The sequence below is a fragment of the Chamaesiphon sp. VAR_69_metabat_338 genome (assembly GCF_031423935.1).
Lineage (GTDB): Bacteria > Cyanobacteriota > Cyanobacteriia > Cyanobacteriales > Chamaesiphonaceae > Chamaesiphon.
In genome coordinates this window covers 1-10,242 of the sequence record NZ_JANPGM010000513.1, presented here as the reverse complement: position 1 = coordinate 10,242, position 10,242 = coordinate 1, and the positions used below count along the sequence as shown (strand labels likewise).

Here is a 10,242-nt window from a genome sequence, read left to right as displayed (position 1 = left end):
TTACGGCTTGCCCGCAGCTCAAAATAGCCGACCCAGAAGCCGTCGCCCGCATTTTTATCGGGGCGATCGTCCATTTTCTAATCGTGCAAGAGCTGCTGCACGGTCAGGAAATTGTCCCGATGGATCGAGATCGCTTAATTGACACTTTACTCGATTCAATTTTGAGACGAGTAGATGAACCGCCATCGATCTAGGACTTCTGACACTCGGAAGGTAATCTGACGGTGGAGAACCAAAAATCCTCGATCGATCTGATGACTTGGACGAAGCGATCGAAGCTAGGCGGCTTAGGAATGTAACCACTGGCATAACAATCGTAGGCTTTGAAGATATCCTCCTCGGCTTGGGATGTCGTCAGTACCACAACTGGAATCCGTCTGAGGACTCGATCGGCTTTAATTGCGACTAGAACTTCGTGACCGCTTTTTTTGGGGAGGTTGAGATCGAGCAAAATCAGATCTGGATAGGGTGTGTCGATCTGGCCGCGATGCCCAGCGTTCAAAAATTCTAGTGCTGCAGCCCCATCGCCAACTACGCTCAAATGGATATCCAACTCACTCTCTTCTAATGCCAGTTTGGTTAGTTCGACATCCCCAAGATTATCTTCGACCAATAGGACTTCAATGGTACGACCGATCGTGGGCGAGCTTAGCATATTATCTGGAAGAAGGTGAAAGAGTAAAGTAAAAAGTCGAACCCCGATCGGGTTGTGACTCGACCCAGAGGTTGCCACCATGCCGTTCGATGATTTTTCGGCAAACTGCCAAACCAATACCTGTGCCGGGATATTCAGTTTTACCGTGCAATCGTTGAAAAATAATAAAAATTCGCTCTAAGTACTCATTTTCGATCCCGATCCCATTATCGCGGACTGAAAACAGCCAATTCCCCGCTGTGAATTTGGCCGATACCTCCACTTGCGGTGGCTCCTGAGTGCGAAATTTAATCGCATTACCGATTAGATTTTGGAATAACTGAGTGATTTGGGAAGAATTACCGTGTACTCGCGGGAGTGGGGTGTGGGAGACGATCGCTTTGTTGGTGGCGATCGCGACGTGAAGATTAGTCAACGCCCGCTCGAAGATCTGCTCGCAATCTACATCTTCAAAATCTCGATCTTGTCGCCCCACCCGCGAATAGTTTAACAGATCGTTAATCAGAATTTGCATCCGGCTGGCTCCGTCCACTGCATAGGCGATAAATGTATCGGCCTTAGCATCGAGCTGGCCTTTGTAGCGACGTTCGAGCAATTCCAAATAACTGGTAATCATCCGTAGCGGTTCCTGAAGATCGTGGGAAGCCACGTAGGCAAACTGCTGGAGTTCGTCATTAGAACGCGCCAAATCTTGTTTTTGAAATTGGAGTTCCATTTCCGATCGTTGTCGCTCGATCTCAGCTGCCGCCCGCGCTGCAAAAATGTTGAGGATTTCCTTCATGAGCTGAGTTTCCGAAAAATCTTGACAACTCAGCACGCAAATCAGTCCTAACGGCTCTCCGGCTGAATTGCGTAATATTACGCCCATGTAGCTTTGCGCGCCAATCTCCTTTAGCAGTGCGTGGTCGGGGAATTGCTGCTGTAATCGCTCGGCACAGACACAGAAGTGGCAATTAATCGTACACTGACAAGGCGTATTGAGCAATGCATACTCAAATCGATCGATAGTGGTACCGTGACCATAGCCAGCAAGAGTTCTGACTCGATCGTGGGTGGGTGGCAACAGCTCGCTGATAAAAGCATATTCCACCCGTAATGCTTTGGTGAGATATTCGACTAATGCTTCAAAGAATGCTTCCCCGGTTTTGGCCGAAACTCCCAGCGCAATATTGCGCAGGATATCTTCTTTGCGCTTGCGATCGGTAATATCGCGGCCTTCGGGGAGCAGCATCGTCACTTTACCACTGTCATCAAACAGCGGTTTGAGCGAAAAGTCTACAACTGCTGGTGTGCCATCCGCCCAAAAGTGTTCGGATTCAAACTGGACTGACTCCCCGGCTGCAGCCGTAGCAACTGCGGCCTTCACTCGCGCTTGTAATTGTGGTGAATGCGCCCACCAGGGCGTTTCCCAAAATGGTTTGCCGATGATGGCCGCCCGATCGATCGCCACGGCATCGAAAACGGCCTGATTGCCGTCGATAAAGTGGCCATCGGGCGTGAGAAGGCCGATGAATTGGAGCATACTATCGAAAATAGCTCGAAATTTTTGTTCGCTTTGAATTAAATCGGCTTCGGTTTGCTTGGCAGCGGTAATATCTTTCATAAAGCAGTAGTGTCCGGTCTGTTGTTGACCGCGATCGGCCTTTACCATCACCAGTTGCTTATAGAAAATCGAGCCATCGTGGCGCATCCCTCTGGCAGCTACTTCGACTTTGCCGCGATCGAGCATCTGCCCGTAAGCAAGTTCGACCGTGTGGAGATCGTCAGGATGCACCGTGCGCTGCCAATCCATACCCACCATCGCTGCTGGCGAGTAGCCGATCCCATCTGCATAAGCTTGATTTACCCACACATAGTGCCCTTGTGCGTCCAAGAAGGCAATTCCTTCCATCGCATGACTCAGAGCTGCATTAAAGCGTCGGAGGTCTTCTTCCGCCCGCTTGCGTTCGGTGATGTCGCGGGTGAAACACCGCGTCCGCAGAAATTTGCCATTGTGCCAAGATGCCTTGGAATCGATCAGGACATGGCGGATCGATCCATCCTTACACCGCAGATCTGCCTCGCAATCTCGAACCGATCGATCGTGCAACAGTCGATCGAGAATATCATCGATTACCGCTCGATCGGTATGAAACTCGACGATCGAATGTCCGATATACTCTTCCCGCTCATATCCTAATAAATCTAACTCTGCCTGATTTGCCCAGATAATCGTGCCATCAGCCGCTACCCAGTGCAAACAGACGATCGCATTTTCGACAAAATCGCTCAAATCTTGCTGACTCTGAAAAGCTGTATCGTCGTACCGATCGCTCTGGTGCTTGCTGGCAGCTCCTTCTAATTGCACTGCTACTGACAATTCCAGTAAATCGCCGCCTTGTAGTAGCTCGTCGGCTGTCACCATACCTACTAATAAACCGCATTCATCCACGATCGGCAGATGTCGGATGCCATGTTGCTGGATAACAGACCACACCGTTAAAACATCTGTCATCGCGGCTTGCTCCAGCGTGATGACGGGTGCTGTCATGACATCAATAACTTTAACTGTGGCTAAATCGTGACCAGCCGCAACCAGCCCAATCATGTCTCGCTGTGTCAAAATACCGATCGGTCGAGCTGCTGCTAATACCAAGGCATAACTGTAAGCATGTCGATCGCCAGGAGGATGGGTAGCGTCTAGATGCGATCGGGCAGGGCGACCTGTTGCGCCACGAGCCATCAAGGAAATGGCCGCCATCGCTGTAGTCTCTGGCGACACAACCAATGGCGAGTAGTCAATTATTTGCTCCAACTGATTAGGCCGGTCGATCGATCGATTGTTACATATCATGACTCTCACCCGTATCCTATTTGCACCACTGGAACTAGTTCAATAGCGCATTAGCAGTAACCGCAGTTTATTCATTAAAATTGGCGATTACCTACGTTAGGCTAAGCCAACGCGCGAACTTGCGCATCTGTCGATTGGGACAAATATTTTCAGATTAGAATAATTATAAACTACATTCGAGCGCACAATTGGACACATTGTAGTTTTGCGATGCGATCGGGTAGTCATGCTGCTGTTTCAGCGCGAACCGATCGAATTAACATCGCATCGCCAAATGAATAAAAGCGATAACCATCCTCGATCGCCACTTGGTATAAATCTAACAATCTTTGCCGCCCGATTGCCGCACTCACCAACATCATTAAACTCGACCCTGGTAAGTGGAAATTGGTAATCAAGCCATCGACGAGTTGCCATTGATAACCAGGATAGATAAAAATATTCGTATCGCCACTGTACGGCTGCAACGTGCCAGTTTGAGCCGCAGTTTCCAGGACGCGGACGGCAGTAGTCCCCACGGCATAAACCTTGCCGCCAGCGGCTTTGGTGGCTTGAATCCGCTCGATCGTTTCCGCCGATATTTCCAGCCATTCGTGGTGCATCTGGTGGGTGGTAATATCCTCGGCTTCAACGGGGCGAAACGTTCCCACACCCACATGCAGAGTGACATGAGCTTGCCCGATACCGCGCTCGGCTAATCGATCGAGTAGTTCGTTGGTAAAATGTAGTCCCGCTGTCGGTGCGGCGACGGCTCCGGGTACCTTAGCATAAACGGTTTGATACTGCTCGGGAGTAGCAGCACTAGCGCGAATGTACGGCGGTAAAGGCAATTCCCCAAAGTCGGCAAGTACCGCACTTAATGGCAAATTGTCGGGTAGCTCGAATTGCAGCAATCTGCCCCCAGTCTGTTCGTCTCTGGCAATAATCTTGGCCGTTAATTGGGGAATTTGGGCACTTGGAGTCCGCGCTTGAAAAATAATTTGGCTGCCGATCTTGAGTTTGCGCCCTGGCTTGACTAATGCCAACCAGCAATTATGTTGCTGCTCGGATAGTAGTAAAATTTCGACAGGTGCGCCCGTCGGTTTAGCACCGTAGAGCCGTGCTGGAATCACCTGCGTATTATTGAACACCAATAAATCCCCAGCCGACAGGAAATCGCCGATCTCGTGAAAGTGACGATGTTGGTGAGCATCACCAGTTTCAACCACCAGCAACCTCGATCGATCTCTGGGTACGACTGGAGTCTGAGCGATCGCCTCCGGTGGCAATTCATAATCATAACTAGCGAGCTGTCGGTCTACACTGGTATTCATTTTCTGTCGATCCGATCGAATATTTTCCCGCACCTTAGCAATCTTCACCACAAACTTAATCCCGAGCACAGCTCCCAGGCAATAACTTAGTGATAGACAATTTAAATAGGATTGCTATATTAACTATCAACTATCAATTATCAATTATCAATTAAGTCTTATGTCTACCGTCATTTGTCTTGGTGAAGTATTATTCGACCTGTTAGCCGAGCAAAGTGGCGTCAGTAGTGAAGACGTTACATCCTGGACGCCGTTACCAGGCGGTGCTCCCGCCAATGTCGCTTGTGCCCTAGTGAAAATGGGCGATCGATCGAGATTTATCGGCTGTGTAGGCAGTGACGAAGCAGGTACGAAATTAGCTGCTAAGTTGGCTAGTGAGGGGGTCGATCTCACCGGACTCCAACATCATCCCACAGCTCCTACCCGCCAAGTGCAAGTAATTAGAACGATCGATGGAGATCGCATCTTTGGTGGTTTCGGCCAGATTCCTACCGATAAATTTGCCGATACCCAATTAAGCCAAGTCCCCGCCGATTTATTTACAAGTGCGGACTTTTTACTATTAGGCACGATCGCTTTAGCCTATCCCATCAGTGCCCAAGCCACTTGGCAAGCAGTCGCCCACGCCCAGGCAAATGGTGTCAAGATCGTGGTGGATATCAACTGGCGACCGACATTTTGGACGGTATCGACGGAGATGGCCATCTCCCAGATAAAACAGTTGTTAGCTAAAGCCGATTACATCAAGTTTGCCAAAGAAGAAGCCGAATTAATTTACAGCACGACATCACCACAAGCTTTACAAGCTCACCTACCTGCAGCGGCGGGCATTTTCGTCACCGATGGCGGCAATACCTGCGAATACTGGCTCAACGATCGCAGCGGCTCGCAACCAGCCTTTGCCGTCACAGCGATCGATACTACGGGAGCTGGCGACGCTTTCGTCGCCGGATTATTGCATCAACTGGGCACCGGACAAACAGATGGTAACGCCATCATTCGCTATGCAGCCGCCGCAGGAGCCTTGACAACCCGCCAACCTGGCGCGATCGACGCCCAACCTACCGATGCCGAGATTCAACAATTTTTAGCAAGCAACTAACCTAAGTAGCTACCTATAAGCAAAGCGGTTAGAAACCGCTTCTCAGAATGCAAAGTCCGCCTTCGCGGACTAAATAACCTGAGTTCGGGTTAAGAATCATCCAGAGACTAGAAATCGTAGGCATTCTTATCGTTAGTAAATAACTATCTCAATCTCACTCCTCACACCCCACCCGATCTGCCACAATAGAAAGATGAACCAGGTCAACTACTTACGAATTAGCCTCATCGATCGATGTAACTTTCGGTGTCAATATTGTATGCCCGCAGGAGCAGAACTAGAGTATCTTCACCGCCAGCAACTTTTGACCGATGATGAGCTGCTGACGTTGATTCGGGAAGTGTTTATCCCCGTCGGTTTCAACTGTTTTCGGCTGACTGGCGGCGAACCTTTGTTGCGTAATGGCATTGTCGAAATCGTCCGATCGATCGCCAGTTTGCCAGAGACTCAAGATTTATCGCTGACGACTAATGCCTTTTTGCTTGCCGGGATGGCTGAAGACTTGTATAGAGCCGGACTCCGCCGCGTGAATATCAGCCTCGATTCGCTCCATGAAGCCACCTTCGATCGAATTGTAGGGAATGTCGGCAGATCGCGCTGGCAACAGGTCTGGAACGGGATTCTGGCTGCCGATCGCGCGGGATTTACACCCCTGAAGTTAAATGTGGTGGTGATTCCAGGCGTCAACGATACCGAAGTCTTGGATTTAGCCGCATTAAGTATCGATAAACAATGGCACGTCCGCTTTATCGAGTTTATGCCGATCGGTAACGATGAGCTATTTAGCGATCGCGGCTGGATTTCTTCAGAATCGATCCGCCAGCAAATTCGCACAAAATGGGGTTTAACCGAGTCACATGTGCAAGGAAATGGCCCTGCGGATGTCTTCACCATTCCAGGTGCCAAAGGTACGCTCGGATTTATCAGTCAAATGTCGGAATGCTTTTGCGACAGGTGCAACCGGATGCGGCTCTCTGCCGATGGTTGGTTGCGTCCTTGTCTGCTCAATGAAACCGGACAACTAGATCTTAAAACTGCGTTGCGGAATGGTGTCTCGACCCAAGATTTGCGATCGCAAGTCCGCGATTTACTCGCACTCAAACCCGAAATTAATTACAAAGGCCGCGAATCTGGCAGTGAAACCGGAACCTATCATCGCACTATGTCTCAAATTGGCGGCTAAGAGAATCAAATTTTCTCGAATTAGCCATAATTTCCGAGCCTAAAGCCTAAAGTCTAAAACCTAAACCCAAGAGAATAGATTTTGGATGCAGCCGCCATCCAAAATCCACAATCTCTAGGCTTGGCGAGAGTAGTACTCGACCACCAGTAGCTCGTTGACTTGAAGAGCTACCCACTCACGATCGATCGTGCCGGTTACTTTACCAACTAAAGTAGGCTTATCGAATTCCAAATGGTTGGGAGTGTTAGCTAATCCTGGATATTGCAGATTGGCTTCGACCAATTTGCGAGAGCCTTCGCGATTGCGAACGCCGATGACATCGCCAGAACGACATTGATAACTAGCAATATCCACAGTGCGTCCGTTGACGGTGACGTGTCCGTGGTTGACTAGCTGCCTTGCTGCTGGAATCGTCGGAGCCATCGCAAGTCGGAAGACGGTATTGTCTAACCGCATTTCGAGTAACTGCAACAGAACTAATCCGGTAGAACCAGTAGCGCGTCTTGCTTTACGCACGTAGCGGAGCATTTGCTTCTCGGTGACACCGTAGTTCATCCGCAATTTTTGCTTTTCTTCGAGACGGATAGCGTATTCAGAACGCTTTTTCCGGTTTTGACCGTGTTGACCTGGGGGATATGCACGACGTGGTTCCTTCCGAGTTAATCCGGGTAAGGAGCCTAAACGGCGTGTAATTCTCAGTCTCGGTCCGCGATATCGGGACATACAGTTTCCTTAGTGCTTAATACTTAACCCAAAACTCCCATTATTACATGGCAGGGGAGTTCTGACTAGTATCTTAACGCGATTGCGATCGTCGAACTAGATTTGTCAGGGAATTGTAAATATCTAGCGGATTTAACCAGAAGTTTTCCAGCGATGTCGGAGCGTGTGTAGGTGCTGTTAGCTAAGGCGGCGGTGGTTTCGCTCCGTTTCCTTGCCTGGACTAGCTTTTAGCCTTGCTGTGCCCCCTTAAGCCGAATAATAGTTAAGTTGCTAATTGACACGATCGAACACAGCCAGGAATTCTTAACTTTTTAGCTACTTTCGCCTCAAGCTCTTGAAATAAATTTTGCAGCAGTTGTTCTCCAAGTCGATTCATTTCTTTCCGAGCATAATTGCCACTAGGTATTGTGCCACTTACTTCTATGCCTGTTGGGATGTGGCGGAGGGTGTATTCTTTCGATCGAATATCCAAAGCTCTAGATCGAGCAGCTTTGCGCCGACCACCCATACATGACGCGATTGCAGATCGAGCAACCTCTGCTGTGTTTAAATGCCATTGTTCTTTTTTAATTTTGCTCATTATCTATCTATTTACCTTACTGCCGATCGGGTCATGCGATCTGATTGGTAATGATTTTCCCGGGCGAGACACTACTCAATCGTAACGTCGATCGAACCTGGGGTCGAAGTAGTGTTTTTTCTTACTATTACAAGAGCTGCACAGAGTTTGGAGATTGCTAATGTCGTTGCTACCGCCCGATGCGAGGGGGATAATATGATCGATCGATAGTTTGGTAGTTTGTCCGCAGCTTTGACAGTGATGGTTATCGCGGTTGAATACATATTCCCGCACTTCTTTAGGGAAGCTAATTCGTTTAGATTTTTCTGACATATTATCTATAGATCTGTAGGGGCGGGTTTATGCTTCTAATTACGATCGTACTAAAGATCTATGCCAAACCCGCCCATCTCAACTAGTTTTGTTCGATCGATGCCATAAATGTCAATTCGTTTGATAATTGCCGAATTTCATCTAGTGGTGAAGAATGACTTTCTACTGGCTTTTCTTGAGTTGATGTAGGCTCGTCTTCTTCAGGTATAAATTTAAAGCATAGTTTTAGCTTGCCTTTTTGCCATCCTTTACCATTAGGTTCTAAGAGGCTACAATCTATATCATCTTCAATTTCTTTACTAAATGTTTCACTTTTAATATTTTTCTGTATAAAAGCTTCGATTTTATTTAGGTAATGCTCTCTGGAGTAACCGCCCTGTTTTAATTCTAGATGTAATGCGTTGAGATCGTTGACAAATATTTTTTGTTTTTCTTGCGGTGTTTTAAAAACTGTCAGGAGATCGCTAATTAGGAAAGTTTTATTAAGACAAAGAGCAACAGCTTGAGAGTCAGGGATTATTTGTTTAGCTCGATCGGTCATAATTTAAAAATGATTAATTTTGCTAGGCTCGAATTTATAACAATCCTTGTTTTCTTGATGGGAAGGGCAGGTTTGACATGAATTTTTAGTTCGATCGATATCGATCGCATAAACCTGCCCCTACAAATCCGATTAATTCACTTCGGTTAATCCAAATGATGCTCGATCGACTGATGTGTTAGTGATTTTAGCTATATTAGCTTGCTGACGATCGAAGGCAAATATGTCTTTGAATCCTTGATAGAAAGATCCAGTTGTACTTGTAAATTCAGTGCCATCAAATTCTATTGAATGTAGAATGTCTCCATTTCTACCTATGTATGAAAAATCGCCACTATCCTCATAAACTCTTACCTCTGAGATACCATGTTTAAGATGAAAATCAAATTTAATAAATTCATATTCATCTTCATTTGTTCCAAAAGAGATATTGATGGATGATTGTGGCTCACTCATGTAAAGCAAGTCTTCGATAGTGCTGTAAATACGAGCAATATCAGGAACGACAAATGAAGTAGTCATAAATTAATCATAATAACGTTGTTCTTCTATCATACCCGTCAAATTACAAAAGTAATTATTCCAAAATAATAATTCGATCGATCCTTGATTGTGAGGATCGATCGAGTAATCTAAAACTTAATTACTCTCCCCCACTGCTACCAACTCTACCAAAGATTCAATAGGTTCAGTATTATCATTCACAGGTAATAACAATAAATCTGACTGACTCAATGTTGGTAAACGATGCCTGTCTAGTTGCATAGCTTCGAGACAGCTATTAATCCCCTCCACTGCTTCATTGAACACCCCGATCCGTTGTTCGACTTCGGCTAATTGACGTTGATTTTGACGGATTTTTTCTTCGGCTTCTTTTTCTAATGCCTTCGCTAAATAGGCGCGGGCGCGATCGTATTGACAGAGGATTTGTTCAGCTTGGATATTCGCGATCGGAAGTAATTGATTGTTGAGCGATTGATTGATGACTTGGCGGAACGAT

Annotated in this window: 10 protein-coding genes and 2 pseudogenes; 3 read left to right on the top strand and 9 right to left on the bottom strand. The window is 47.2% G+C overall.

The features are described 5' to 3' along the window. Positions 1–194: pseudogene (locus RMO84_RS14280) on the top strand (hypothetical protein); the annotation flags it as partial. On the opposite strand, the gene RMO84_RS14275 reads toward RMO84_RS14280, so the two are convergent. From RMO84_RS14275 to queA, 3 genes are all read right to left on the bottom strand, one after another. Further along, positions 191–655, bottom strand: a complete 465-nt coding sequence (locus RMO84_RS14275) for a response regulator (RefSeq protein WP_310489115.1) — start codon at positions 653–655, stop codon at positions 191–193. The pseudogene RMO84_RS14280 and the gene RMO84_RS14275 sit on opposite strands and share 4 nt — an antisense overlap. A 1-nt stretch (position 656) precedes the next feature. Beyond that, positions 657–3,395, bottom strand: a complete 2,739-nt coding sequence (locus tag RMO84_RS14270) for a PAS domain S-box protein (RefSeq protein WP_310489114.1) — start codon at positions 3,393–3,395, stop codon at positions 657–659. 317 nt (positions 3,396–3,712) lie between these two features. After that, a complete protein-coding gene (queA, locus tag RMO84_RS14265; protein WP_310489116.1) occupies positions 3,713–4,801 on the bottom strand; it encodes a tRNA preQ1(34) S-adenosylmethionine ribosyltransferase-isomerase QueA in 1,089 nt (362 codons plus the stop codon). 160 nt (positions 4,802–4,961) lie between these two features. On the opposite strand from queA, the gene RMO84_RS14260 reads away from it, so the two are divergent. Both RMO84_RS14260 and moaA read left to right on the top strand, forming a co-directional pair. Then, positions 4,962–5,903 carry a carbohydrate kinase gene (locus RMO84_RS14260; protein ID WP_310489113.1) on the top strand — a complete coding sequence of 314 codons (942 nt, stop codon included), beginning with the start codon at positions 4,962–4,964 and terminating at the stop codon, positions 5,901–5,903. Positions 5,904–6,096: 193 nt separating this feature from the next. Continuing rightward, a complete protein-coding gene (gene moaA, locus RMO84_RS14255; protein ID WP_310489112.1) occupies positions 6,097–7,086 on the top strand; it encodes a GTP 3',8-cyclase MoaA in 990 nt (329 codons plus the stop codon). Between the two features lie 114 nt (positions 7,087–7,200). Here moaA and rpsD read toward each other — a convergent pair whose 3' ends face one another. The 6 genes and pseudogenes from rpsD to RMO84_RS14225 form a co-directional block, all read right to left on the bottom strand. Further along, positions 7,201–7,809 carry a 30S ribosomal protein S4 gene (gene rpsD / locus RMO84_RS14250; RefSeq protein WP_310489111.1) on the bottom strand — a complete coding sequence of 203 codons (609 nt, stop codon included), beginning with the start codon at positions 7,807–7,809 and terminating at the stop codon, positions 7,201–7,203. A 262-nt stretch (positions 7,810–8,071) separates the two neighbouring features. Next, complete coding sequence (locus RMO84_RS14245; RefSeq protein WP_310489110.1) at positions 8,072–8,389, bottom strand: hypothetical protein; 318 nt, start codon at positions 8,387–8,389, stop codon at positions 8,072–8,074. Positions 8,390–8,464: 75 nt separating this feature from the next. Then, entirely contained in the window at positions 8,465–8,701 is a 237-nt protein-coding gene (locus tag RMO84_RS14240; protein ID WP_310489109.1) for an HNH endonuclease, read from the bottom strand. Positions 8,702–8,783: 82 nt separating this feature from the next. Next, positions 8,784–9,242: a KGK domain-containing protein gene (locus RMO84_RS14235; RefSeq protein WP_310489108.1), complete on the bottom strand. Its 459-nt coding sequence runs from the start codon at positions 9,240–9,242 to the stop codon at positions 8,784–8,786. A 132-nt stretch (positions 9,243–9,374) separates the two neighbouring features. Continuing rightward, positions 9,375–9,764 (bottom strand): hypothetical protein, encoded by a 390-nt coding sequence (locus RMO84_RS14230; RefSeq protein WP_310489107.1) that lies wholly within the window; start codon positions 9,762–9,764, stop codon positions 9,375–9,377. 117 nt (positions 9,765–9,881) lie between these two features. Then, positions 9,882–10,242 (bottom strand): annotated as a pseudogene (locus RMO84_RS14225) (dynamin family protein); the annotation flags it as partial.